At 40.5% G+C, this 24,823-nt stretch carries 29 protein-coding genes and 1 pseudogene; 29 read left to right on the forward strand and 1 reads right to left on the reverse strand.

Annotated elements, in window-relative coordinates; genetic code table 11:
- Positions 1-55 precede the first annotated feature (55 nt).
- The 10 genes from JL001_RS17040 to JL001_RS17085 all read left to right on the forward strand — a co-directional run bounded on the left by JL001_RS17040 (position 56) and on the right by JL001_RS17085 (position 9,036).
- Positions 56-445 carry a hypothetical protein gene (locus JL001_RS17040; protein WP_200978327.1) on the forward strand — a complete coding sequence of 130 codons (390 nt, stop codon included), beginning with the start codon at positions 56-58 and terminating at the stop codon, positions 443-445.
- 245 nt (positions 446-690) lie between these two features.
- Complete coding sequence (locus tag JL001_RS17045) at positions 691-858, forward strand: hypothetical protein (protein ID WP_236252868.1); 168 nt, start codon at positions 691-693, stop codon at positions 856-858.
- 341 nt (positions 859-1,199) lie between these two features.
- A complete protein-coding gene (locus JL001_RS17050) occupies positions 1,200-2,015 on the forward strand; it encodes a DUF3658 domain-containing protein (protein WP_200978331.1) in 816 nt (271 codons plus the stop codon).
- Positions 2,016-2,090: 75 nt separating this feature from the next.
- On the forward strand, positions 2,091-3,137 hold the full coding sequence (locus JL001_RS17055; RefSeq protein WP_200978333.1) for a linear amide C-N hydrolase: 1,047 nt from the start codon (positions 2,091-2,093) through the stop codon (positions 3,135-3,137).
- A 167-nt stretch (positions 3,138-3,304) separates the two neighbouring features.
- Positions 3,305-3,505, forward strand: coding sequence for a hypothetical protein (locus tag JL001_RS17060; protein WP_200978335.1), 201 nt, complete (start codon positions 3,305-3,307; stop codon positions 3,503-3,505).
- Positions 3,506-4,327: 822 nt separating this feature from the next.
- A complete protein-coding gene (locus JL001_RS17065; protein WP_200978337.1) occupies positions 4,328-4,738 on the forward strand; it encodes a DoxX family protein in 411 nt (136 codons plus the stop codon).
- On the forward strand, positions 4,735-5,157 hold the full coding sequence (locus JL001_RS17070) for a DsrE family protein (RefSeq protein ID WP_200978339.1): 423 nt from the start codon (positions 4,735-4,737) through the stop codon (positions 5,155-5,157). Before JL001_RS17065 ends, JL001_RS17070 begins: the two co-directional genes overlap by 4 nt.
- Before the next feature lie 6 nt (positions 5,158-5,163).
- Entirely contained in the window at positions 5,164-6,180 is a 1,017-nt protein-coding gene (locus tag JL001_RS17075; protein ID WP_200978341.1) for a TQO small subunit DoxD, read from the forward strand.
- Between the two features lie 559 nt (positions 6,181-6,739).
- Positions 6,740-7,270, forward strand: coding sequence for a hypothetical protein (locus JL001_RS17080; RefSeq protein ID WP_200978343.1), 531 nt, complete (start codon positions 6,740-6,742; stop codon positions 7,268-7,270).
- A gap of 683 nt (positions 7,271-7,953) precedes the next feature.
- A complete protein-coding gene (locus JL001_RS17085) occupies positions 7,954-9,036 on the forward strand; it encodes a T9SS type A sorting domain-containing protein (RefSeq protein ID WP_200978345.1) in 1,083 nt (360 codons plus the stop codon).
- Between the two features lie 168 nt (positions 9,037-9,204).
- On the opposite strand, the gene JL001_RS17090 is transcribed toward JL001_RS17085, so the two are convergent.
- Positions 9,205-9,978, reverse strand: a complete 774-nt coding sequence (locus tag JL001_RS17090; protein ID WP_200978347.1) for a LytTR family DNA-binding domain-containing protein — start codon at positions 9,976-9,978, stop codon at positions 9,205-9,207.
- A gap of 205 nt (positions 9,979-10,183) precedes the next feature.
- On the opposite strand from JL001_RS17090, the gene JL001_RS17095 reads away from it, so the two are divergent.
- The 19 genes and pseudogenes from JL001_RS17095 to JL001_RS17185 all read left to right on the forward strand — a co-directional run bounded on the left by JL001_RS17095 (position 10,184) and on the right by JL001_RS17185 (position 24,567).
- Positions 10,184-10,513 carry a hypothetical protein gene (locus tag JL001_RS17095; protein ID WP_200978349.1) on the forward strand — a complete coding sequence of 110 codons (330 nt, stop codon included), beginning with the start codon at positions 10,184-10,186 and terminating at the stop codon, positions 10,511-10,513.
- Positions 10,514-10,528: 15 nt separating this feature from the next.
- Positions 10,529-11,014, forward strand: a pseudogene (locus JL001_RS17100) (RteC domain-containing protein); the annotation flags it as partial.
- A gap of 221 nt (positions 11,015-11,235) precedes the next feature.
- Positions 11,236-11,748 carry a DUF4943 family protein gene (locus tag JL001_RS17105; RefSeq protein ID WP_200978351.1) on the forward strand — a complete coding sequence of 171 codons (513 nt, stop codon included), beginning with the start codon at positions 11,236-11,238 and terminating at the stop codon, positions 11,746-11,748.
- A 124-nt stretch (positions 11,749-11,872) separates the two neighbouring features.
- Positions 11,873-12,232, forward strand: a complete 360-nt coding sequence (locus tag JL001_RS17110) for a hypothetical protein (RefSeq protein WP_200978352.1) — start codon at positions 11,873-11,875, stop codon at positions 12,230-12,232.
- A 1-nt stretch (position 12,233) separates the two neighbouring features.
- Positions 12,234-12,539, forward strand: a complete 306-nt coding sequence (locus tag JL001_RS17115; RefSeq protein WP_200978354.1) for a DUF4134 domain-containing protein — start codon at positions 12,234-12,236, stop codon at positions 12,537-12,539.
- Between the two features lies 1 nt (position 12,540).
- Complete coding sequence (locus JL001_RS17120; RefSeq protein ID WP_200978356.1) at positions 12,541-12,888, forward strand: DUF4133 domain-containing protein; 348 nt, start codon at positions 12,541-12,543, stop codon at positions 12,886-12,888.
- Complete coding sequence (locus JL001_RS17125; protein WP_200978358.1) at positions 12,866-15,334, forward strand: TraG family conjugative transposon ATPase; 2,469 nt, start codon at positions 12,866-12,868, stop codon at positions 15,332-15,334. Before JL001_RS17120 ends, JL001_RS17125 begins: the two co-directional genes overlap by 23 nt.
- The gene (locus JL001_RS17130) at positions 15,331-16,029 is read left to right on the forward strand and encodes a conjugal transfer protein TraI (protein ID WP_200978360.1); all 699 of its coding nucleotides are present in this window, start codon (positions 15,331-15,333) and stop codon (positions 16,027-16,029) included. Before JL001_RS17125 ends, JL001_RS17130 begins: the two co-directional genes overlap by 4 nt.
- Positions 16,016-16,663, forward strand: coding sequence for a hypothetical protein (locus JL001_RS17135; RefSeq protein WP_200978362.1), 648 nt, complete (start codon positions 16,016-16,018; stop codon positions 16,661-16,663). The genes JL001_RS17130 and JL001_RS17135 overlap by 14 nt, the downstream gene beginning before the upstream one ends.
- Positions 16,660-17,289: a TerB family tellurite resistance protein gene (locus JL001_RS17140; protein ID WP_200978364.1), complete on the forward strand. Its 630-nt coding sequence runs from the start codon at positions 16,660-16,662 to the stop codon at positions 17,287-17,289. The genes JL001_RS17135 and JL001_RS17140 overlap by 4 nt, the downstream gene beginning before the upstream one ends.
- Positions 17,286-18,323, forward strand: coding sequence for a conjugative transposon protein TraJ (traJ, locus tag JL001_RS17145; RefSeq protein WP_200978366.1), 1,038 nt, complete (start codon positions 17,286-17,288; stop codon positions 18,321-18,323). The genes JL001_RS17140 and traJ overlap by 4 nt, the downstream gene beginning before the upstream one ends.
- Position 18,324: 1 nt before the next feature.
- Positions 18,325-18,942, forward strand: a complete 618-nt coding sequence (gene traK, locus JL001_RS17150; RefSeq protein ID WP_200978368.1) for a conjugative transposon protein TraK — start codon at positions 18,325-18,327, stop codon at positions 18,940-18,942.
- Positions 18,939-19,196: a hypothetical protein gene (locus JL001_RS17155; protein WP_200978370.1), complete on the forward strand. Its 258-nt coding sequence runs from the start codon at positions 18,939-18,941 to the stop codon at positions 19,194-19,196. The genes traK and JL001_RS17155 overlap by 4 nt, the downstream gene beginning before the upstream one ends.
- On the forward strand, positions 19,177-20,385 hold the full coding sequence (gene traM, locus JL001_RS17160) for a conjugative transposon protein TraM (protein WP_200978372.1): 1,209 nt from the start codon (positions 19,177-19,179) through the stop codon (positions 20,383-20,385). The genes JL001_RS17155 and traM overlap by 20 nt, the downstream gene beginning before the upstream one ends.
- Before the next feature lies 1 nt (position 20,386).
- Positions 20,387-21,256, forward strand: a complete 870-nt coding sequence (locus JL001_RS17165) for a DUF4138 domain-containing protein (RefSeq protein ID WP_200978374.1) — start codon at positions 20,387-20,389, stop codon at positions 21,254-21,256.
- Positions 21,257-21,259: 3 nt separating this feature from the next.
- Complete coding sequence (locus tag JL001_RS17170; protein ID WP_200978376.1) at positions 21,260-22,039, forward strand: hypothetical protein; 780 nt, start codon at positions 21,260-21,262, stop codon at positions 22,037-22,039.
- A gap of 174 nt (positions 22,040-22,213) precedes the next feature.
- Positions 22,214-22,549, forward strand: coding sequence for a nucleotidyltransferase family protein (locus JL001_RS17175; protein ID WP_236252869.1), 336 nt, complete (start codon positions 22,214-22,216; stop codon positions 22,547-22,549).
- Positions 22,518-22,841, forward strand: a complete 324-nt coding sequence (locus JL001_RS17180) for a DUF86 domain-containing protein (RefSeq protein WP_200978380.1) — start codon at positions 22,518-22,520, stop codon at positions 22,839-22,841. Before JL001_RS17175 ends, JL001_RS17180 begins: the two co-directional genes overlap by 32 nt.
- A gap of 688 nt (positions 22,842-23,529) precedes the next feature.
- Positions 23,530-24,567 carry a LacI family DNA-binding transcriptional regulator gene (locus JL001_RS17185; protein WP_200978382.1) on the forward strand — a complete coding sequence of 346 codons (1,038 nt, stop codon included), beginning with the start codon at positions 23,530-23,532 and terminating at the stop codon, positions 24,565-24,567.
- Positions 24,568-24,823: the final 256 nt, after the last annotated feature.

Consider the following 24,823-nt stretch of genomic DNA (forward strand, 5'->3'; position numbering starts at 1 on the left):
AGGCTAGAAAAACACTTTTGAAATAAAAATTAGATAAACCAAAATTAATAACTGAATGAAAAATAGAAAAGGCAATTTTGGAGAAACAGTGAATTCATCCATAAGTAAATTTATTTTTATAATATTTCTTTTGATTTCTACACTATCCTGTACACCAGTTCAGTATGGATTTGATGCAAGGGAGAATAGCAAATTTTCAACATTTGATAATTTAGGGGTTTCTAAAGAAGATTTTATAAAAGAATATGGCTTTCCAACAAATAAGGGGATGTATCAAGAAGCATCAGTCACAAAAGTTGAAAAATTATACTACACAGAAAAAGTTAAAGATTTTTTAGTTACCACAAGATTTATTTTTGTAAACGATATTCTAGAGCAAATGGAAAGGGTGGAAACAATAAATAATTTTACTGACACCCGAGGACAAGTAGAAAGGACACGATAAGGAAGGACTGCAATTGGATAACATTTGATCTCTCAACTGGGTAGGACAACAGGGGTAATTGTTTATTGGAGATGAGATTGCTTCTCCCGGCCCACCGGGATCGCAATGACGCTTATGGGTGGCTTCCCCCGACTGGGTGAAGAATGCTTTTTCACTCAAATATCCTTGGAATTTGCAATTCCTGTTCCCTGATTGTTTTAATAAAGGATTAGGCCATGGTATTACCTATTCGCTACCCACCATGTTTGAAACATTTTCCATTGGCACTTTTGGTCATTCTTTTACATCTACTTCCTGCCTTGGTGGTACCGGAACATCAAGCAGAAGAAGCCGCCCTGGGTTGGGGAGATGGTTTTGTGGTGTTAGCTATTTGGCGGAGTTATGTTATTAGTTTCACTTTCAGCCTTGGTTGAGGAGTCTGTCTTGGTTACATATACCGTCTGGCCATATGCCTGGGCTAATGCAATAAATAAAGTAAGAGTAGGTGTTTTAAGTAAGTATTTTTTCATTCAGATAGACTTATTGGGGCTATAAACTTTTAAAGATAGATGTTTTGAAGTAGGTGATAATTATTCTATGTAGGGTGTTTCATTTGTTTTTCCTATTTATTAGTTTTAGTGGATATGTTCAATTGTCAATGTTTACAAGTGTTAGATAAGCGTTTGAAATTAGTGGAGTGAGCTTCAAGTAACTTGGATTAGAGGGTGTATTCGCTATGCATTTATATACTCGTTTTAGCACTTAAATAAGAATCATGGCATCAGAGAGAATCCATATCGTTTTTGGAGAATCTGCTAAAAGCATTCTCCTTGCTAGTAATGAGATGTCAGAGCTTATCGATTCTGTAGTTAGTCTAAATGATGACTTGAGGCTTGGTCCAATAACCAATTTGGAGAAATCAGACTCCAGGTTCAGAAGACAGGATTGGTTAACTAGCACTTTGCCATGCCAAGAAGATGCGGAATATTTAAGTTCCAACGTTGCCGGAGACTTTGAAAAGATTCAAAACATAAGGGAAGAATTAAAGAATAAACCAGAAATATTTATTTGGTCCGGAAGGGCAACACTTGATAGGCTAGCTACAGCTAGATTAGTCTATGAGCTACGTGATTTTTATACTCATCTTATAATTACCGATCTCCCAAACATTAAAATAAAATCGAAATTTGGCCATAGTTATGTTCCAGATTCTTTAGTGGTTATGCATCCTGAAGATGTTCATTTACTTAGTAAGTATTTTAGAAAAATTACCAAAGAAGAATGCGAAGAGTGGACAAGCATGTGGATACGACTTGCTAATGAAAATGGATTAGTAAGAGCTGCACAAACAATGGGAGAGATTGAATCAAAAGAGGTGGTTTATTTTGACGAAATACTACTATCAAAATGCACTGAAAATTTTTTAAAGGCTGCAAGAGTTGTTGGTGAAACTTTAGTTGACATAGGATTTGAAGCTAGTGATAAAACGCTTAATTGGCGTCTAATCCATCTAGCAAAAATTAAAGAATTAAATTTTGAAGGAAAATTAAATTGTCTTAGAGAGTATAAAGTAAAACGTACTAAAAAATAGTTTAAGCTGCTTTCTAATGCAGTTTAGACTGAGCATTAGCAATAATTAAGAATATTAATCAATAAATTTTATATTATGTCTTTATCAAAAACTTTTCCTTTTTTATTTCTTACTCTACTATTTTACCCCCTCCAAAAATCAAATGCTTGTACAAGGTTTGTCTATTGCGGTAAAGATCATCTGGTCTTTACCGCTCGATCTATGGATTGGTTTGAAGATGTACATAGTGATTTATGGTTCTATCCGAGAGGAATGAAAAAAGACGGTGGGGTAGGAAAAGGCTCAATACATTGGATTTCTAAATATGCAAGTGTAACGGTTTCAGGTTATGATATAGGAACTGTTGATGGATTAAATGAAAAAGGACTAGTGGCCAATCTATTATATTTATCAGAAACTGATTTTGGAAATTCTGGAGATAAACCTGGTTTATCTGTCGGTGCTTGGGCTCAATTTGTCCTAGATAATTATGCTACTGTAGACGAGGCTATTGAAAATTTGAAGACGGAACCATTTAGGATAATTGCTAGTACACTTCCAAGTGGCCATGCACCAGGTCTTCATCTTTCATTATCAGACAAAACAGGTAATTCTGGAATATTAGAGTATATCAATGGAAAATTGATCATTCATAAGGGAAAGGAACATGCTGTAATGACAAATTCTCCTACTTATGACCAACAAATAGCATTAAATGCTTATTGGGAAAATATAGGTGGAATGAAAATGTTACCTGGCACTAACAGAGCCAGCGATAGATATGTTCGAGCATCATTTTACAGTAAAGCTCTTCCTGAATTTGAAGATAACCGTTTAGCCGTTTCAGCTACTTTCAGTGTAATTCGAAACGTATCTGTTCCGCTAGGAATTACTGACCCCGACCAACCTAATATTGCTTCTACTATTTGGAGAAGTGTTTCTGACCATAAGAATTTAATATACTTTTATGAATCGGCCATTTCACCAAATACTTTTTGGGTTGATTTAAAAAAGTTTGATTTTTCAACAACCAAAGTGCCAAAGAAAATTGATTTGGATGGCCATCCAATTTTAACAGGTGAGGTATCTGATAAATTTGTTGAAGCCAAGCCTTTCAAATGGTTAGCACCAGGTAAAAATTAAAATTCAAAATAACTATTGCACCCTAGGCTAAGTATGCCACATCGCCTTAGTATCAAGGAATTTGTAATTCTCGTTTCGTATTGTATTGCTAAAATGATGAATAACCGATATTATCATTTTATTATATATTTTACACTCCATGCTGAAAATATCAGACGTTGACGCTTTTGGTCATTCTTTTACATCGGCATCCTGCCTTGGTGGTGCCAGAACAGCGAATGGAAGTAACCCATGGTTGGAGAGATGATTTTGTGGTGCTGCCTTTTGACGGAGTAACTTTACTTGTTTCAATAGCGGTTTTAGCGGGTAGACTGGTCTTATTACTCGTCACTTCTGAACTAGGCTTGCGCATACTACAAGCGGTATAATCTTTCTTTTTGGCATCTGTTAGTTGGAGGCTTCTTGAACTATACTTTAAATACTTGCAGGAGGATTTATGGTATTTGGTGCCTGACTTGGTTATATAAACCGTCTTACCATATGCCTGGGTAAATGCAATAAATTTAGTGAGGTAGAGTAGGAGTAGGTGTATTGAAGTAGGTGATAATTATCCCAAATGGGGTGTTTTATTTATTTCACCTATTTCTTAGTTTTCATGTAAATGTTTAGAAGAGTTTGAAATTAGGTAAATGAGCTTCAAGTAACTTGGATTAGAGAGTGTATACGCAATGCGTTTATATGCTCGTTTATATTATAAATACCATAACTCAGCTTCAAAGCCATTTATTATTAACTTTGCAAAAGTGAAAGAAAGACTGGAAATAAAAAAAATCATTTCAATTCTGTCCGTATTTGGATTGGCATTTTTGCTTTTGCTTTCACCTTGTAAGGTTCGGAATATTATTCAAGCCGAATTAGGAATTCCCCAAACAAAAGTTCTAAACAAGAGTCAATCTACAATTTCCCAATCAGATTGCCAGAATTTTGAGGTTTCTGAAACCGTTCAGGATATTTCAAAACCAACTTTTCAGCTATCAGACTTTCTAATATCCGATGCTTTTAGTTTTGATTTTACAATCTATTTACTCAAGCATTCTTTCAACCTTAATGCATCAAGAAGCCAACAAGCCACTGGTGTTCCACTGTATATTCTATATCAGAACCTCAAGGTTTATTTGTAATTGATTTTCTAAACAAGAAAACTCAAAGCAGTTGCTATTACTGCTATTTATCATTTACAAATATTACTAATGAAATTTCAAGAAAAAACACTTGAAGTTAGCTACAGGTCTGTAGTTATTCTTCGTATTATGCTAAGCCTGATTTTTATTGTGGCGAGCACCAGTCATTTTTTTAATACCGAAAAAACCGTGAGCAGGATAGAAAATGCCTCTCTGGGTTTTATTGGGCATATTCTTGGCACACCCGAAACAGCTGTGATTCTATCAGGTGTGGTCATGTTAATTGCTGGTGTTTCGTTACTTATAGGCTTTAAAACCCGAATCGCTGCAATAATGTTAATTGCAGTTCTAATTCCTATTACGCTAACCATACAAGTTGGACAAATGACAACTTTAGGCCCGCTTTTTAAGAATGTTGCCATACTTGGCGGACTTCTTTTTTTCAGTATTAATTCAAATCTAAAAACTCAAAAACAATGAGAAATCCAATCATATATATAACAACAATGTTCCTTTTATTATTTGGAACAATCCAATTACATGCACAAGAGATTAATCCAAAAAAGAATAATTATCTAGTGCTTTCTAAAAACATACAACAACTTAAATCTGTTCTGCTTACCGCAAATGCATTAGCAAAAGAAGACGCGAGAAGATATGGAGAGTTTTATGTAATCATTTGTGGTAAAACAGTTAATGAGATAGCAGATAATCCGGATTTTAATGAATTGTTGGAAAAAGCAAAAGCTCAAAATGTAAAAGTTATTGTTTGTGGAATTTCACTTTCAAAATTTAACATAAATCCAGAATCCTTGCCAGGTAATCTTGAAATAACACCCAATGGTATTTTATACGGTTTTCAACTTCTTAAGAAAGATTTTATCACTCTTACAATCTAATAAACTATGAAGAATGTAAGTTTAAAAAATGATGCAGGGCTTCTGGCACTCGCATTAAGGTTAGTAGTAGGTTGGACCTATTTTTCGGCATTTTGGAGAAGAACTGTATTAGCAGATAAACTTGACCCTGAAGTAGCGGGTTATATTGGTGAAAAATTTAATGCCTTTTTACCTAACGCCTTGGGTATAAAACCCATCATACAATACTTGGTGGAAAATCCAGATGTACTTTGGGTTAACATGGTGATTTTCATGGTTGTTGAGGGTATTGTAGGTTTATTTATTATGTTCGGTTTGTTCACTAGATTAATGAGCATTGGTGTTTTTGGCTTGGCTATGGGAATCCTTTTAGGCTCTGGTTGGATTGGCACAACTTGCCTTGACGAATGGCAAATAGGAATTCTAGGAATCGCCACAGGTTTTCTTATATTCTTAACAGGCAGTGGGAAATACTCCTTGGACAATTATCTAATAAAAAACAATTTTGTAATTACTAAAAAGAAATGGTTTGCTTGGCTGGGTTCAGGTATTTTGCCAATAAAAGAAAAGGTTTTTCCAAAAGTTGTTTTAATAGGTTCTCTATTTGTTTTAGGAGTGACTTTAATGACAAACCAAATATTTCACGGCGGCGTATGGGGACCACTCCATAATAAATCGGTAAAGCCAAAATTGGAAATTACAGATGGAAAAATCAGCGAAAAGAGATTAAGTTTTGATGTTTATAGGACTGAAGGCGTGGATGTTTATGGTTCTTGGGTGATAGGAATTGAATTGTATGACAACAAAAACAACACAATTATTGAATATACCCAAGAAGATTTAGCTACCATGGATAAAGAGAGTATCATAAACTATTATGTTTCTAAAATTAAACCAGGTAAGCACAGTTTAATTGTTCCATTAGGGGCAAAAGCAAAGCTAAATTTGGATAATGAAGCTTTATCAAGTTTGTCTAAAGGGACATATACGGTTAAAATCACAGACATTAGTGGCACTTATTGGGAACATCAATTTAAAAAATAATAAAAGCTAATGAGTAGACGACCGTGAGCCATAGGCTTACGGTCGTCTCTCTCACCACTCCCGAAAACTTTCGGGATACGGACTTACTGATAGTCATCGGTACAGGCTGTTCTTGTCTGCTGACATGGCAGGTAGGGCGGTTGGTAAAGTATAAGGACGCCTTCCTTACTAGATGTAATTTGTGATTATGGTCCCCGGCTTGGTGAAGAATACCCCTTTACCCTAGTATCCTGAGAATTAGTAATTCCCATTTTGTGATTTTTCAATGAAATGATAATTCAGAGACTAAGGTTAATACTTTCGGTGTCACAATGTGTATTTTTGTAGGATAATGATACTAAAAAAATCGTGTGGGTATTAAGTGAATATCTTAATATCTATCGATAGTACTTTGTATCTTTCCAAGAATTAATTTACCTGGAGGCAACGTATCCCCAAGGGAACTCCAAGGTATACCCAAGACTGGTATAGGAGAGCTACCACGTGGTTGATGGAGAATTTGAATCAATAGTTAGCTGGGAACCCCTATTAATTCTATACTTATAATGGAGCATCCATCATGGCGAATACTTACATCTACACCACAAGAAAATTAGAAAAATGGATCAAACCCCTGATCCAGACTTTACCGACCAAAGAAGGGCCAGAAAGGTTGGGGAAATGGAACGCTACTGTGTTTTATGTGGATAGAAAGAAATGTTGGCTATTGACCAATGCCATGACCAAGTACAATTTGGTGATGACAGGTATTAAGTCTTCAGATCTGAAAGGAATTGAGGGGTTGTTTAAAAAAGCACTTTTCGAACAGTTGACCTATGATGGCATATCCCTTAGTTCGAAAAGGGTGGATGAGCTTATTGGGGGCATCAATTTTTTTCCTACCGATAATGACCGGAGCCTAACTAGCTTCCAAAACCAGCGTCTTTTGGAATTGGACTTATGGAAAGAGAAATTCAGAAAATTGGAAAGTATGCCTGTAAAGGAAATCAACCATCGTCTGAATCTAAGTCCTTTTCGGATTGGCAAGGGGTATACCGCCACAGCATTTAGCAATGCTATTATTGAAATGAAGAAAGCATTGACGAGCTGAGGTATTGTGAATATTGGATATTCCACCGGTTTAGTGGAATATGGTAATTTAACTACTAATCCACGAATTTGTAATTTCCATTTGAGCTTTACGATGCTATATAAAATACCAAAAATATAATCCCAGAGAAAAACCATATTGCGTCTGTAGAGGATGGCAAAGGCTGTAGTGCATAGACAAAAAATATATGATCATTGGAATATACATGTTCCTTATCAGCTTTTTGTAAGCGAAAATATATTTGAAGGAAATCCAGTTTAAGAAAATTTCCAAAATAGGGTTTATCCTTGTAATCCTAAATAACAACATCAATTTAAAAATGATATTACCTGCCTATTAAGAATAACAGGTTTTACTACTGAGGGACAAAGGCCTGAAACATCATGAACTGCCCACTATTTTATGAGCTATATAACAATAATGTGCTGATAATATGTCTTTTAGTAAAATATATTAATATTTGAGTTTATATTGGTGAAATGAATTACCTGAAAAAGTGTTTCACCAGCACTTTTCTGATAAAATAATGATAGTTCATACATTTAAAATGACCATTTACCCAGAAGAGAAAGCACCGAAAACCCCTCTCTCTTAAAGACTAATTGCTGAATTAATCGACAAAGCATCAAAGGAAAGACCATTTAGTGATCATGTCTTAACCGAGGTTGTTTCCCCATTTTGAAATGATAAGATACATTTTGACGTTTGGCTTGGTATTGCTCATCGGATATTTTAATAATCCGATGAGAACTTATGCTCAGGTTTGCAATCAAAATAACCTTAATATTCAATCTATTGACTTTTATGATATAAACGGTGAACCTTTTGATCCTGATGCAGAATTCGAACCAGGGACCAATGTGGATGGGCAGATTTTTGTGACCTTTGGAGGGAGTTCATCCAATGCTTATTCTTTGTATTTTTCCTATGATATATATATCAATGGAGCGTTTTCGGAAAATGTAGTACTTTGTTTATTTGCAGGACAAAATGTTATTAAGGAAACAGCCCAATACATCAATGATTTTACGGTGAGTTGGGGGGACAGGATTGAATTCAGAAATATATTTATGCGCTGGTATACCAATTCGGGTAATCCATCATGCCCTACAGCCGAAGGTAGCAATGCACAATGTTATTCAAATCCAGAGGGTTTCGTGGTCAATACCCCTTATATTTCTTTGCCTGTTGTATGGCACGACATAGTTGCTGATATCGATCAAGATGGCGAATGGGTTTCGATTAATTGGGGAACAATGCATGAATGGGAAACGAGCCATTTTGAACTGGAAAGATCAGTTGATGGAATAGAAAATTTCACCAAAATAGCTGAGATCAAATCTGCTGGCTGGAGTAGCCAGGTTACACAATATCATTATACGGATAATCAGATTCCCTATATCACTGGCCGTAATTATTACCGCATCAAGCAAGTTGACCTTGATGGAAGCTTTGGGTATAGCAAGACTCTCTCAGTTTGGTTGGAAAAATTAGCCCAAGATGTTACATCCTGGCATGTTTACCCAAATCCTTGTACAAATAATTCGCTAAAGTTAAAACTGATTGACAGTGATAATTATAATGGAGAACCTGTTCACTTAGCGATAATTAGTAATCTTAACTTGTTTTATTATACCCTGGAAGGCAATATCGATTTTTTTGAAACTGAATTAAGTTCACTGATCCAAGACCTACCAAATGGGATGTTGATTATGAGAGTAAGTTGGGGGAATCAGTCGGAAAGTATTAAAATAATTAAAAAGTAGTGCACTATTAAAATTATATAAATCAATGTTAATCAGAATGGTCTTTTCAATATAAAGGGATATTTAAAGTGCTTTCAACTGCTTTTCACATAAATATTAAAAAATGAGATTTTCTGTTTAAAAGTTTAAATTAAAAACTCATCATTTTTCGTTGAAAGGAAACCCCACTCATCTATCCATCCACTCCCTAAAAGCCCTTGACCTCTTTTGACTGATAATGAACCCTGAGCTTGATTCGGCTATTATCTCCAATTTTATCTTTCTGTTTTCAATAAGGGCAAATTGTCTGCAAGCGGAATAATTGACGATAACCTGCCTATTGGCCCTGAAAAACTGCTGTGGATCAAGTTGGTATTGAATATCATCCAATGTTTGTCCCATCAGATAGGTTTGATTGTCAAAGGTGATTAAGTAAACCTGCTTTTCCTTGAGGAGTAAATGACTGATTTTAATAATCGGTATTGGAATAAAATACATTCCTTTGTTGACAAGAAGACTTTGTTTGTAATGGCCCTTGATGTCCTTGATCAGGTTTTCCTCCAATAAGAGGTTATAACACAAATAATAGAGGTTTATGAGTATAAGATACATTCCCATATAGCCCATGTCTATTTTGATATTGAATCGTTCAAGCAAAAGGTAGATCTGGGAGACAAAAGCAAATGGAACCGCAATGGCAAGGAAAAGCTGAAGTGATATCCTGGTAAATGGCCTTTTCCTGAGCTGACATTTTTTGTCCAGGTATCTTTGGAGATGATATATCCATTCGGCCGATGTCCACAACAAGATAAAATAAATGATGAAATGAATGGATAGTATTTGTAAGTTACCTTTTTCGACACTGGGGAAGCCTATCGCTTTTAAACTCAATATTGCCCCAACAACAAAGGCCAGGGCCAATCTAAACTGAATATCATTATAATGGTAAACACGATTTTTCATAAGCTATGAACTCATTTTTGATCACTGAGAAAAGGGAAAGAATGGTGATGTTCAAAGGTTAGGTATATTATTTTGGCTTTGAAAAAGAATACTTAAACCCTAAAAATGAACACCTCAGTGTTTTTTAGATGGATTAACGCTGTTTTATGATTTTTGTTTACAAATATTGATCGTTCATTTCGTTTAAATTATAATTTGTTTTTTTATGGAAACCAAAGCAAACCAACTTTATCAGGTATTAAATGAAAACCTACAATCCCTTAAGTCAAATGGCTGCCACCCGTTAGTCCTGGCAGAAAAATCCATCGCCCTGTGTATAAAGTCAATGGAAGAGCTAAGGGAATTCCTGACCTGTTATATATTCAAAAATGAACAAGAGGAAATTCTCTTCTTCAAAAAATGGAAGCCCAAACTGCATGCAGAGTTAATGTTTCAGCGCGAATCCTACTTTCTTCAAAAAAAGATTTTGGTAGAGTCAGTAGACAAGGTTTTGGAATGTAAACAACAGATAGGCAGGATCAACCACCACTTCTAAAGACACCAGTTTTTATATACCTACTTCCAACTTGGAAAAGAATCCATGGACAAGTGGCTATTTAGAAGGAATATGGAAGCCATTCCATTGGTAAATGATAAGCCCATAGGGTATTTTGATCCCGATTTCTCGACTGTAGGTAGTTATAGGTTTGCCAAGTTTAAGGCATTCGAAAGGTTAAAGAAACTACTGGAGCGGGAGCTGTTACAGGAGCAGCATCCCAATAAATTATTGGATAGGCCCATCATGAAATGGACAGGGCAGAAGGTACAGTTGGTAGAATTGATCTATGCCCTCAAGGTGGCTGGAGTCTTTAATAATGGTCAGGCGGAGTTGAAGGAAATGGCATCCAATTTTGAAAAGCTGTTTGGCATAGAAGTAGGGGACATCTACCGAATATTCCAGGAGATCAGACTGCGTAAAAAAGGAAGAACCACCTTTTTGGATGGACTGAAGAACAAATTAGAGGGATATATGGAAGAAGCAGAGGGTATGGGCTAATAATGGATAATATCTTTCATTGTTAAATGGTAACTGCTTACCTTATTGCTTTGAATAATTTGTCCAATTCTATGGAATTGTAGGATTTTTGGATAACGTAATGAAAAAATCATTTTCGTTAATTCATTGGTTAGTGTGGGAGGCCAATTTATCCTTCCAATCTTTTATATCATACATAAATTCAATATTTTAGGTGGAATTTTAATAAACCTACTTAACCGATGAAATCCCTGATAAACTTCTTTTTAATTTTGTTCCTTTTGGTTATTGTCGGCTGTAAAGACGAATTTGAGCCACCAGATATGACCGTGGATCACTATGTCGAGCTTTTAATTGCTGGGAAGTATAATGATTCTGCATTGCCAGCTTTTGACTCAAAGGATATCCCTGAACTGTTAAACTTCCGAAACGAAAGTCAAATCATTAATAATTATCCAATCAGCCCACTTTCATCATCCTTGGCGCAGGAATGTACATTGGGGATGTATGTATTGTGGACAATCGAATCCATTCGGGCCAAATCTATAGGTGATGAATATTTAATGGGAGCTTTTCCTTCCCAACTGCCAATGGTCATGAAAAAGGAAGACTTCGAATACATCGAACAAAACCAACAAGTCCAAAAAGAGGTGGCCGACTCGTACTTCAATTGGTGGGAATCGAATAAGGACAATGACTTTTCACAGTTTCATAAAGTCGATCCTCTCTTAGATACAGATTACCGTTGGTTTTGATATCAGCTAAAAACCTATCCATCATTTTATGTTAAGAAGGTTTTGGTCAGGTTTTATTAAGTAAAATAATTTCCACCCCAGTAAAGCATTACTGGTGAATTTTTTAATCCATCCTTTTTGAGATTTGAAGCATCATCAAATCAAAAAGGATATGCCGGAATGGATTTCATTAAGCCCTGGATTCTGGTGGGGAACAGCAGGCTTTTTCCTGGTCTATTATTCAGTGGTTCTTTCCTTGCTCTTCGGGCCTGTCTATTTGGCCAAATGGAAAAGGACCAAACTTCAGGTTGGCTCCCCGGATTTGCCAACCGAAGAACTCTGTAAGGTATTTCAGGAATATGGGGAGCTCTACCGTAGGGCTGGAACACCCAAATTCAGTAATGGGCGGTTGATCGTCCCCTCCCATGTCCAATTGGATTTGCTGACCAAGCATCCTTTCTGCCAGGTGGTGGAAAGGGAATTATCAACACCTAAACCTTCCTAATATGTTCAACAACCAGTTCAAAAAGGTACTGCTGTGTGCCCTTTTGGCCGGATTGTCCCTATCGGTGATGGGACAGGACGGCAATGCGGGAATCATGGAGGCTACCACCAAGGTACGCAGCTACTTCCAGTCAGGGGTCAACCTGATGTATGCCATAGGCGCCATAGTCGGGCTGATCGGAGCAGTGAAAGTATTCAACAAATGGAATTCCGGGGAGCCGGATACGGGAAAGGTGGCAGCGGCCTGGTTTGGAAGCTGTGTCTTTCTTGTGATCGTGGCCACGGTACTCACCAGCTTCTTTGGTTGATATGGCCAATAAACCCTATACGATCAATAAAGGGGTGAACAGGCCCATCTCTTTTAAGGGACTTCAGGCACAATATATCCTGTACCTAGGGATAGGCTTGGTCGTACTGCTGCTGCTGTTTGCCATCAGCTATGTCATGGGCATTTCCTTTTGGATATCGGGAGTTGCCAGTGGTTTTCTGGGCTTCCTATTCTTTGAAACGGTATACAAGCTGAACAGAAGGTATGGCATGCATGGGCTTAAAAAGCACATGGCCCAGCGAAAGGTGCCCTATGGGCTAAAAGTAAGGGACAGGGGATTTGTAAGAAACTTAAAGCAAAAGGAACATGGACAGGATCAGGGATCATGAACTGGAAGGGCGCTTTCCCATCCGAAAACTGGAAAAGGATTTTCTGATATCCTGCTCGGGAGATATAACCGCAGGATTTCTGGTGCTGCTTCCTGAAATCTTTACCCTGGACAGCAAGGATTATGACGGCCTGTTGTCCACATGGACCAAGGCCATCAGGTTACTGCCCGAGGGATGCGTCCTGCACAAACAGGATTGTTTTTCCAGGCAAAGTCATGATGGCCTGACCGGAAAGGAAGCAAGTAGGTTCCTGGATAGAAGCAGTGGGCTGTTCTTCCATGAAAGGCCTTACCTGGCCCACCATTGTTTTCTATATATCACTATGGCCAAAAAGGGCAGCCGACCAGTCAATGTTGCCGGCTCCAACCTTATCTCCCCCAATTTTCTTTCCAAGGACCTGTTGGAAGGAAAACGGTTGGAAGGTTTTGAAAATACCCTGGGGCAGTTTTGCCAGCTTTTGGCCGATGGGGGAATGGAAGTGCAGCGATTACTGGCAGCGGACTTTGTGGGAAACCCAACAAAAGCAGGGCTGCTGGAACGTTACCTGTTCCTAAATCCTGCCGGCGAAAGGCCTGTGGTCAGGGATATCGGTTTTAGGCCGAATTTTAGGATCGGATCAAATGAAGTGGTTTTGTTTACCCTTTGCGAACTGGACAGGCTTCCCAATACCGTTTCCGGCCATACAGGCTTTGAGCCCTATAGCGGTGACCGTTTTCCATTTGTGATCGGACAGGCAGCCCATCTTGGTCAGCTATTGCCCCTGGACCATATCTATAACCAGTTTGTGGTCATGGAAAACAAACAGGAGGTTTTTAAAAAACTGGAAAGCAAGGCACTCAGGATGCAGAGCCTTTCGGCATACAGCAGGGAAAACCAACATTCCTTTCAGGCCATACAGGATTACCTGAACGAAAGCATCAGGGAGGGGAGCCTGCCTGTCAGGGCGTCCTTCAATCTGATGACCTGGACGGACAGACCAGGACAACTTAGGGAAATCCGAAATAAGGTCGGCGCCGCATTTTCAAAAATAAATGCAGTGGCCAAGGAAGAAAGCCTCAGTGCCCCCCAAATATTCTGGGCGGGCATACCGGGTAATGCAGGGGCATTGCCCTCCAATGAGACCTTCCTGACCTTTGGCAGACAGGCAGCCTGCCTGTTCAACATGGAGACCGGCTATGTTTCCAGTCCATCAGCCTTTGGTATGCGGATGGGGGACAGGCAGACCGGAAAACCGGTCAATGTGGACCTATCGGATGAGCCCATGAAAAGGGGCTGGACCACCAACCGGAACAAGTTTATCCTTGGTCCCTCAGGAAGTGGCAAGAGCTTTTTTACCAACCATATGGTCAGAAGCTACCATGCCCAAGGGGCTCATATTGTCCTGATCGATGTAGGACATTCCTATAAGGGGCTGTGTGACCTGGTGGGTGGCTATTATTTTACCTATGAGGAGGACAGTCCCATTTGCTTCAATCCATTTTATTTGGGAGGAAGGCCCCTGGACACCGAGAAAAAGGAAAGCATCAAGACCCTGCTTTTGGCACTATGGAAAAAGGATGATGAAACCTTTACACGCAGTGAGTATGTGGCCATTTCCAATGCCCTGGGTTCCTATTACAATAGTCTCAGCAAGGATGGTTTTCCATGCTTCGACAGCTTCTATACCTTCTGCTCCACGGAATTCAGGGAGACTTTAGTGGGACAGGGGGTAAAGGAAAAGGATTTTGATATCGACAACTTCCTGTACGTGCTGAAACCTTATTTCAAGGGAGGTGAATTCGATTACCTGCTCAATGCCCGCGAGAACCTTGACCTGTTGGAAGAGCGGTTCATCGTGTTTGAGCTCGACAATATCAAGGACCATCCCATCCTGTTTCCAGTGGTGACACTGATCATCATGGAGATCTTTATTTCCAAGATGCGCAAGCTAAAAGGGGTGCGCAAGATGATCCTGATAGAAGAGGCCTGGAAGGCCATTGCCAAAGAGGGTATGGCCGAGTACATCAAATACCTTTTCAAGACGGTCCGGAAGTTCTTCGGGGAGGCAGTGGTGGTTACCCAAGAGGTAGAGGATATCATTTCCAGTCCCATCATCAAACAGGCCATCATCAATAATTCGGACTGCAAGATCCTGTTGGACCAGTCCAAATACCGCAACAAGTTTGACGGGATCAGGGAACTGCTGGGCCTGACCGACAAGGAAACCATGCAGATCATGTCCATCAACAAGGCCAACGAACCGGGCAGAAAGTACAAGGAGGTATTTATCAGCCTTGGTCCGGTAAGCAAGGTCTACAGGACGGAGGTGTCCCCTGAGGAATACCTGACCTATACCACTGAACAGACCGAGAAAATAAAGGTCAACCAGATGGCAAAGGCCATGGGCGGAAACCTTGGGAAAGCTATTTCCGCATTGGCCGAACAGATGAAGGGAGAAAAAATATGAAGAACGTAAAAGTACTGAAAACTATACTACTGGCCGGGCTGCTGACTTTTGGGGCTCCCCAAATGCCCCGCACAGAGGCGGCAGTTCCGGCCTATATATTGGAGATCATCAGGCAAGGGGTGAAAAAGGCCATTGTGGCCATAGACCTGAAAATCCAGCGCATGCAGAACAATACCATTTGGCTGCAGAATGCCCAAAAGGTATTGGAGAACGCCCTCAACAAACTCAAACTGTCAGAGATAGCTGAATGGGGAGAAAGGCAAAAGGAACTCTATGGAGATTATTATGAAGGGTTATGGAAGGTAAAGAGTGTCCTTTCCCAATACCAGAAAGTCAGGGATATTGCCCGGATGCAGGGCCGGTTAGTTTCCGAATACCAACAGGCATGGCAGATCATTGTGGGAAGCGGTAATTTTTCGGCCAAAGAGCTCAGGTGGATGGAAAAGGTTTACCTGGGTATTATGGACAGGTCGATAGAAAACCTGGAACAGCTGACCGAAGCCATCCAAGCCTTTAACCTAAAAATGAATGACGGTGAACGGCTGGCACTTATTGATAGGGTAGAGAAAAGGGTACGGTTCAACCTTACCGATTTGATGCGGTTTAATGAACGGAACCTGTTGATCAATAGGCAGCGGTCCTATGCCAAGGGAGAAATTAAAACCTTAAATGATATCCACCATGAAAAGGATTAGCCTGTTGTTCCTATTGCTGATGGCCATGCTGGATGTCAATGGGCAGACCTTTAAGGAATGGTTCAGCCAAAAGAAGACGGCAAAGGAATATTTGGCCAAACAGGTGGTCGGCCTCCAGCTGTATATCGGCTATGCCAAAGAAGGGTATGAGACCTTGCGATGGGGATGGAATACGGTCCATCAATTCAGGGATGGTGAGTTCCGCTTGCATGGTGATTTCTTCAGGGGACTGGCCAGAATTAGCCCCGAAGTGGCCAAGTATGAAAGGATCCCCCAAATCATCGACCTTCAGCTTCGCTTGGTAAGAAGTATCGCGACCTCCCGGAAACTGTTCACTGCCCACGCACATATCAAGGCTACGGAAAAAGTGTATTTGAAAAAGGTCTTTGAACAGTCATTATCCATCGCAGCTGGGCTTCTGGAGGAAATGATCGATGTGGCCCTTCAATCCGGGCTGGATTTGACCGAGGCCGAAAGGCTGGGAAAAATAGATAAAGTCTATCTGGAGCTCAAAAAGCTGGAGGGGTTTTTAATGGCCTTTAACAGGGAGAATTACCAACTGCTCAGGTCGAGGGCCTGGTGGGCCAGAGACACCAAAACCATCCAAAAACTTTACCAATTGAACACACCATGAAAAAACGATACATACTATTAATGTTGATAGGGTTGCTGGCCATTGGGCCGGGAATGACCAGGGCACAGGTGGGAGAGTCTGCCCAACTGCTGCTCAATGTGGAAAAACTCAGCCAGTTCAAACAGATACTGGATGATATGTACAAGGGATACCAGACCCTGAGCAAAGGATACAATATGGTCAGGGACGTTGCATCGGGGAATTTCTCCCTCCATAAGGCTTTTATCGATGGACTGTCAATGGTAAGCCCGGTGGTCAAAAGGTACCATAAGGTAGGCCATATCATCAACTACCAAAAGTTGATCCTGAAGGAATACCAAAGGGCCTATGGCCAATTCATCAATAGGGGGAGGTTTAACAGGGAAGAGCTGGAATATTTGGCTTTGGTATACAGGAACTTATTGGACATGAGTGCAAGGAACATGGAGGAACTGCTTTTGGTGGTCACCGGAGGAAAGCTTCAGATGGAGGATGAAGAAAGGATTGCAGCCATCGACAGGATTTTTGATGAGATCAAGGACCGGTATGTGTTTGTGCGGGTATTCAACAAGGAAGCTGCCGTGCTGAACTTTCAAAGGGAAAGGGCTCATGGGGAAATAAAAACCATTAAAAGTCTCCAGCCATGAGGTATTTGCTTTTGATATTAGGCATGTTCATTTCCTATTCCTCATCCGCCCAAGGGGTCAGTGGAAAGATTGGAGGCCTCCATGAGGTGCTGGACAGCCTATATGTGGAAATGGTGCCCTTGGCATCGGACCTGATCGGAGTAGGGAGGGGTATAGCCGGATTTGCGGCCATTTTCTATATCGCCACCAGGGTATGGGGGCATATTGCAAGGGCCGAGTCCATTGACTTTTATCCTTTGTTGCGGCCCTTTGCCCTGGGCATGGCCATCTTGATGTTCCCCTTTGTGATGGCTGTAATGAACGAGGTACTGAGCCCACTGGCCGGGCATACCGGTAAGATGGTGAAGGGGTCGAATGCAGCCATTGAAAGATTGTTGGCAGAAAAACAAAGGGCCATTGAATCCACCGAATATTGGGAAATGTATGTGGGTGAAAGCGGTAGTGGCGACCGGGAAGGCTGGTATGAATATAGCCATCCGGAGGGAACGGAAGAAGGCTTTTGGGAAGGGCTGGGCAATGATATACAGTTTGCCATGGAAAAGGCTTCCTTTAACTTCTCCAATACCATCAAAAAGTGGATGAGCGAAGTATTGGAGGTGCTCTACCAGGCAGCGGCACTCTGCATCAATACCATCAGGGTGTTTTACCTGATCATACTTTCCATTCTTGGCCCCATTGTATTCGGGCTTTCGGTATTCGACGGTTTCCAGCATAGCCTGAAATCATGGCTGGCAAGGTACATCAATGTGTACATGTGGCTCCCCGTGGCCAATATCTTTGGGGCCATTATCGGCAGGATCCAGGAGGAAATGATCAAAATAGATATTAAACAGGTGGAGAATACGGGAAAAACCTTTTTCTCATCCACTGATACGGCCTACCTGATCTTTTTGGTCATTGCCATCATCGGTTATTTCACAGTCCCTTCAGTGGCCAATTATATCGTCTATGCCGCCGGAAGGGATACGCTATTGCACAAAACCAGCAGTATGGTAACCAAAGGGCCGATTTCTACTGCCAAATCCATTATCTGATATGTTCGAATACCTTACCAATATCGAAAATGCCTTCCAACATGTGAAGCGCTTTAGCCTTGCCCTATCATTGGGTGCCATTGTCCTGGCACTGGGAAGTGTTTGGCTCTCTTACAGGTTCCAGCAAAGGGCTGCCGAAAAGGTGTACATCCTTATGGATGGAAAGGTACTGGAAGCCATTGCCTCTGACCGTAAGTCCAACCTGAATGTGGAAGCCAGGGAACATGTACTGCGTTTCCACCGCCATTTCTTTTCCCTTTCACCGGATGAGCAGCTGATCAACGAACAATTGGGCAAGGCCTTTTACCTGGGGGACGGTTCTGTGCAGGAAGCCTATCAGGTACTAAAAGAGCAAGGCTACTATAACCGTCTGGTGACGGGGAGCATACGCCAGGAACTGGTCATGGACAGCATCGCCCTTGAAATGTCCCAGCGACCTTACCGATTTTGGTTTTATGGCAGGCAGGAGATTACACGGCCCACCTCAAGGTTGACAAGAATACTGATCACCAGGGGTGCTTTACGGGAGGTGGAAAGATCCAGGAACAACCCACATGGGTTCCTGATAGAAGGCTGGGAGACCATAGAGAACAGGGACATTAAAATAGAAAAGCGATGATAGGAATTATTAATGTCAAAATGGGCCAGTGGTTTTCTGACTGGGAAGGTCAGCTAAGCCCCAAAATGCGCCAGCTGTTTTGGGTTTTGATATTGGGGATCTGGTCCGCTATCCTGTTGTGGCAGGTAAGGACCCACTGCGAAGCCGGTGCCCTGAGTATTGAAATGCCTGCTGCTCCCGAAGAAATATACCCCTATGCAGATTCATTATACAACGAATTAAAAAACAACAAACATGAAAAAATTCAACACTAGACAGCGGACGGTTCTATTATTACTGCCACTCTTTGTTTTACCCGTGATTCTGGCCTTTTCATGGGCCGGCCAGGAACGGAAGGATCGGGGAAGGACTTCCAAATCCCAATTGAATACCCATTTGCCACAGGCAAAGCTTGAGGAAAAGTCCTTGAACAAAATGGAGCTTTATCAAATGGAAAGAAAGGCCATCCAAAAGCAAAGGGAACTGCAGCGGATGGATCCCTATATAGATGATATGGAAGAGGAAAAGGAGCCGGTTCCAAAAATTCCACTGGGGATGGAAAGCAAAGGACTTGGACTGGAAGAAAGTGAAATGGAGTTGATGGAAAAGCTGGAAGCATTACAGGGGCAGCTGAATCCTGCCGGAAACATGGAAACCAAAAGGACTGTGGCTTCCAAAAAAGTGGTTTCGGAATCATTTCCCACCGGCCTGTCCCAAGATGTGAGGGAACTCGAAGCCCTGATGGACAGGATGCAACCCAGTGGGCCTGATCCTGAAATGGAACAACTCGAGGCGATGCTGGACAAAATAATGGATATCCAACATCCCGAGAGGGTCAAGGAACGCTTTGGGCAGAAACTTGCTGATGTTCCCCGTTTTGAGGTGAAAACCAAAACAGCGGAAAACAAGGAAGCAAAGCAAAAGACCGTGACAAGGGATCCGAATACTGAGCGGAATGGTTTTTACGGTCTGGAAGAAAGCCCATCCATGGAGCAACCTATCCAGGCAGCCATCTTGGCAGAACTGGCCGAAAGTGCCACCCTGCAGGGATCCGGTAGGGTGAAGATCAAACTTTTGGAGACTGTCCAAGTCAACGGAACGGAGTTTACTCAAGGAAGTATTTTTTATGGGAATGCATCACAGCATGGGAACAGGGTGAAACTGGAAATATCATCCATGCGAAAGGACAAACATATTCTCCCCGTTGAATTGCAGGCCTATGATCTTGACGGTATGCCAGGGATTCCTGTCAGCGGAAGCCTAAAACAGGAGATCCAATCCGGGGCAGGAGATGCCCTGGTCTCGGGTATGCCCGACCTCAACTCAGGGATGGGACTGGAAACACAAATGGCCTCGGCCGGCGTGGCCGCAGCCAAGGGACTGTTTCGAAAAAAGCACAAAGCCGTCAAAATAACCCTCAAATCAGGGCACCCCATTTTACTTGTCAACCAAACTATCATATAAGATGATGAATAAAGCAATGCTATTGATCTGTACCTTACTATGGTTGGGAGGAGCCTATGCCCAAGGCCAGAATGTCCAAGCTATTTCCAAAGAGGCCTTGGTTTCTACCTGTCCGGTAAAGGTAGGCTGGGACCATACCACCGCATTGGTATTCCCAGCAAAGGTACTGAGTGTGGATAGGGGACATGCCCAAATCATGGCCAAGGTAGAGCGAAAAGCACCCAATCTATTATACCTGAAGGCGGGGAAGCGAAATTTTATCACTACCAACCTACATGTGGTGACTGCCGATGCCAAGCTCTATCAGCTAATTGTAAGCTACGGTGAATCCTTGGCGGGAAGTACCATCAATATTTCGGACCGAATAAGCATGGCCCCAAAACCTTTGCTTTTAAGTGGCCAATTGGTGGACGAAGAAAGGCTGAATGAATTGGCAGGGCAGGTATTGGAACAAGAGGGCTTCTTTTCCAAGAGCAGCAGAAAATACTGGTTACAAATAAAGCTGGAAGGTATATTCCAAAGTGATGGCATGCTGTTTTTTAGGCTTCGCCTAAAGAATAAATCCCCACTGGCATTTTCAGCAGATGAGCTTTGCTTTTCCATCAAGGACAGGAAACAGGGCAAGCATACCTCTGTCAGGGAGCAATACCTAAAACCGGCATTGCAGGTATGGGAAAATGGCAAGGAGCTTCCCGGCCATGGAGTGAATACACTGGTATTGGGTTTTCCCCAATTTACCATATCGGACAGGAAGCTTTTTGAGATAGGAGTAATGGAGGATAATGGAGACCGGGAGATTTCCCTTGAGGTCAAGGGAAAGAACATGCTTAAAGCGAGGGAATTAAATGATGTTGAACATATAAACGATTGAATCATGGATCAGGAAAATTTGGAATACCTAAAGGAAAAGCTGAAGTACACGGGCTTTGACAAGGATTTAAACGAGGCACTTGAAAAACAGATCAAGGCCAAAAATGAGGCTTTTGAATTGCCTCATACCATGGAAATTGATGGGAAAAAAATGGACTTTAACCTTCATTTTAGAAAGTCCAACACCTCTGAAAGGTATTTTCTCAATAAGTTTGATGGAACCCTGCACAATGTCAATCCTGATATTGCCCCAAAGGAGCATACCTTTTACAATAACCAATCGGTTACGGCCAAAGAAGCATTTAACCTTATGGAGGGCAGGGCCGTGAAAAAGGGAATGCTCAATGCCAACAATGAACCTTACCAGGCATGGATGCAATTGGATTTTAAGGAAAAGGACAAGAACAACAATTTTAAGATTGAGTCATTTCATGAAAATTATGGATATGACAGCAGGGAAGCCCTATCCAAGCTACCGATCAAAGAATTACAGGACTCCACCAAATCTGAATGGTTGGTGAAAGCCTTCGAAAAGGGGAATGTCTACCCTGTGACCATGGAAAAAGGAGGGAAGGAGGAACTCATGTACGTGTCTGCCAACCCCCAGTTCAAATCGGTCAATGTGTATGATGCAGAAATGAAAATGGTGAAGAGCAAGGATTTGATGGTGTCCAAGGATCAGGGAAAGGAGGTGAAGGAAGGGCAACAGGCAAAAAAGAACCAGGCCCCCGAAATGAAGAACGTTCCTAAGGAACCCAAGAAAGGAAAAGGGGCGAGGGTTTGATATTCTGGATTAATGGGGCTGATATATCAGCCCCATTTTTGATCTTGTTTTAGTTTTTTCGACTAGCGTTAAATAAAGCTAATTTAGATCATGGATGGTAGGATGTCAATTTAGTCTTGGCTAAACAACCTTACTTCTTCATCGTATAATAAAAAAAATCATTATTTTTGATTTATGCGGATGGAAGTACAAATAGCTGGGCACATTGAAGAATTCAAATCCATATGTAAAGAACATAAGGTTGAACATCTTTATGCTTTTGGCTCATCGGTTTCTGACAGGTTCGATGAGAGAACAAGTGATATTGATTTATTGGTGGAATTAAGCACTTCCGACCCCTTGGAAAAAGGTGAACTTCTTCTTTCCCTATGGGATACACTGGAAGGATTTTTTGATCGAAAAGTGGATCTGCTTACCGAGCAATCCATAAAAAACCCAATCTTGAGAAAATCAATAGAACAATCCAAGCAGTTAATTTATGACCGAACAGGCGAAAAAGTATTTGTCTGATATATCCTTGGCAATTGATAAGATCGATCAATTCATGGTGGGGATAGATAGTTTTTATGATTATGAAGCTGATCTGAAAACCCAAAGTGCCATTGAACGGCAACTATCAATTATTGGAGAAGCAATTAACCATCTTAGAAAAACAGGAGTCCGATTGGAACATGACCATCAAATGGTTGGTTTTAGAAATAGATTGGTCCATGCATATGATAGTATTGATAATACTATTATTTGGGCAATCATTAAACGGCATATCCCCAAATTAAAGGATGATCTTAGCAAGCTTTTATAGGGTTTTGATGGTTAGCATTGATTGCCAACCTAGTAGTTGTATTTAGATATTCTTTAGTTATTCCTTTCAATCAAGTTGATCATCTTATTTCGTACAATTTAAATTGTTTGATTATTTATTCATTAATCATGTTACAATTTAGCTTTTTGGGCTGCTGAAGCGGCCATGAGCTTACGGCATAAACACTTTTCTGCCCACCAGGCCCTCCTTTATTCCGTTGCCACTTGGCGTTGATTGCCCTCAAGCTAGGGTGGTACCATAATTAATTTCTAACCATTAAAACGAAATGTTATGGATTCCCACAAAAACTTTGCTTTCCATGCCGTTGCTAAAATGATGCTTAACTACATATATGACTCCAGTTTAGAAACTTTGTATTGCCTTTGATGTTTGAGGAGGTTTTTTAAATAAAAAGACATTTAAATTTTAATTGGTTATTTCCATTGATCATACATTATCTTTAGTTAAGCTTGGTTTAAAATCATTTTGTATATCTATGTCTGTTTTTTTGTAAATAGAAATAAAGGTAGGTCGAATTAAATTGAAATATGTTAGGCATCTTAATTATTAAACCTAATTTAGATAAGCAATGGGAAGAAGTGTTTGAAATATTGACAAACCAATTAATACCCAACTGAGAAACCTTTACATAATTCACTCCTCTAACCCCAAAGGATTTTCTTAAACTATGAAAAGAAGACCCAGTACAATAACCGATATAGCTAAAGCATTGAATGTTTCCGCCTCTACAGTTTCAAGGGCATTGCATGACAGCCCTTCTATAAGCAGAGAAACTAAAGATGCTGTAATGGAACTGGCCAAAGAAATGAATTACCAACCAAATATGCTTGCGGTAAGTTTATTGAATAAAAAGACCAAGACCATAGGCGTAATTGTTCCTGAAATTACCAGTTATTTTTTTGCCACCGTGGTAAGTGGGGTACAGGATATGGTAGAGGAAGCCGGTTTTAAATTGATAATCTGCCAATCCAACGAATCCTATGAGGAAGAAAAAAAATTGATTGAAACGTTGTCTTTAGGGAGGGTGGATGGGTTTTTAATTTCACCTTCATCCAAAACTACAGATTTCACCCATTTGGATAAATTAAGATCTTCTGGCACCCCAATTGTTGTATTTGATAGGGATTGTACTGACTTTGAAGCAGACAAGGTTCTGGTGGACGATTATGATGGGGCTTTTCAGGCAGTGGAATATTTGATCAAGACGAAATGCAGGAGAATAGCTCATATTTCCGGGCCACAAAATTTAACTACATGTCAACATAGGAAAAAAGGCTACTTGGATGCTTTGTGCAAGTATGGTATGGACGTTGAAAGTCATCTTATGGTAGAAGTGGATGGATTTACATCAGAAGATGGTGAATATCCTACCAAAAGACTGCTTGACCTGAAAAACATTCCGGATGCGATTTTTGCCATTAATGATGCCGTTGCCATAGGTGCTATGGCCATTATACGTGAAAGGGGCTTGAGAATTCCTGAAGATGTTTCGGTAGTGGGGTTTGATGATGAACCATACAGTAAATATTTCTATCCTTCGTTAACTTCTGTTTGGCAGCCTGTATATGATTTGGGAATGCTTTCTGCCAAAATATTGATGAACCATATTTCCAATGACCAAGATGATTATGAATACAGATATGAATTGTTAAAGCCCGAATTGATGATCCGCAATTCGTCCAGGCCAATACTAAAATCACAATAGAATAAAATTGTAGGTTATTGATCCCAGTATCCAAACTCGGACTTGCGCTTGTATAAGGTTGTTAGTCGATTTAAAATTAATCCTTTAAAATCGTTCCAAGATTTTTTCATTTGATAATCCATCCAATTATTGGGCTAGATACTTTGTATATCGTTAATGGTTTTAATAAATAGAAACAAAGATTTAAAAATTTGAATGATTTTAATATAAAATATGAAATATCAGCTTGTTACAGGTGATATATATGTGTTTTGTT

This window comes from Echinicola sp. 20G (genome assembly GCF_015533855.1).
Lineage (GTDB): Bacteria > Bacteroidota > Bacteroidia > Cytophagales > Cyclobacteriaceae > Echinicola.